This is a genomic window from Kitasatospora sp. MBT63 (assembly GCF_000710465.2).
In the GTDB taxonomy this organism is placed as follows: Bacteria; Actinomycetota; Actinomycetes; order Streptomycetales; family Streptomycetaceae; genus Kitasatospora.
Genome location: NZ_JAIZ01000673.1, coordinates 1 through 994 on the forward strand (window position 1 = coordinate 1; position 994 = coordinate 994).

Annotated in this window: 1 protein-coding gene; it reads right to left on the bottom strand. The window is 72.7% G+C overall.

All coding sequences use genetic code 11. The features are described 5' to 3' along the window. Positions 1-7 precede the first annotated feature (7 nt). A complete protein-coding gene (locus AA75_RS35350; protein ID WP_051814006.1) occupies positions 8-460 on the bottom strand; it encodes a hypothetical protein in 453 nt (150 codons plus the stop codon). Between the last annotated feature and the right edge of the window lie 534 nt (positions 461-994).

A 994-nucleotide genomic window follows, 5' to 3' on the forward strand; every position in this document is an offset into this window, starting at 1 on the left:
GGCCGAGTCAGATCTCCTCGGCCATCTCGTTCAGCCGGGCGTGACGCAGCCGGCCGGTGATGCTGGCGGTGTCGGTGCCGATCACGTCGGCGATCTCGGGTGTGGCGAGGCCGACCACGTAGTGCAGGATCGCGAGGTCCTCGTCGGCGGGGCCGGGCCGAAGGCCGGAGGGGGCGGAACGGGCCCGCTGCTCGGTGATGGTGGTACGCAGGATCTCCCAGGCCGCGGCCGTGGGGTTGGGCCCGACCAGCACCTCCGACCAGACGGAGGCCAGGCAGCCCAACGCGTGCCGGACCACCGAGGCCGCCTGGTCGGGATCGGCGAACCAGACCCGGGCGTAGCTCAGGTAGCGCGGTCGGTGGAGCTCGCAGAACGCGCCGAACTCCACCGGCATACCGGGGAAGTCGCCGGCCCTGGGGGCCGCCGCCGGTTCCTCGGCCTGGACATGACGGTCTGTCACATCTGCCTCTCGATCTGGTCGGGACGGCGGAGCGCACATTCCGCTCACTCTAGGCCCTCACCCCAATGCATCGGGTGACAAGTCCGTTGAGATGACCGGGAGTGGGGCTCGATCCGGCCGATTGGTGACGACTCATCAGATCTTCGTTGCGGTCTTCCGACCGCGAACCGGTCACAGCTGGTCAACGGTGGTACAACGACGAAGGCGGCGGGGGGTTGCTGCCGTACCGGCGCCGTCCGGTCCGGCACCTGTCCGCCCCCGTCCTCGTCGCCAGCGCTGCCACCGTCGCCGCGGGCGGTCCCACGCCTGGCCACCGGTCTCGGGGTCGGACCATGACGGCCGGTCATGTCGGCAGGGGTGCGGATCGGGGGCGTCCCCGTTGGCTGCCGCCCGGTCCGGCGCCGCAGGCTTGCAGGCATGAGGAATGAGACCGACCGCCCCGCCGCCCCGGGCCGCTCCGCCCCCGCCGCCCGGCCGCGCCGGACCGGGCTCATGCCGGCCGCCGCGCTGGCCACCGTCTGCGCCATCGCCGCG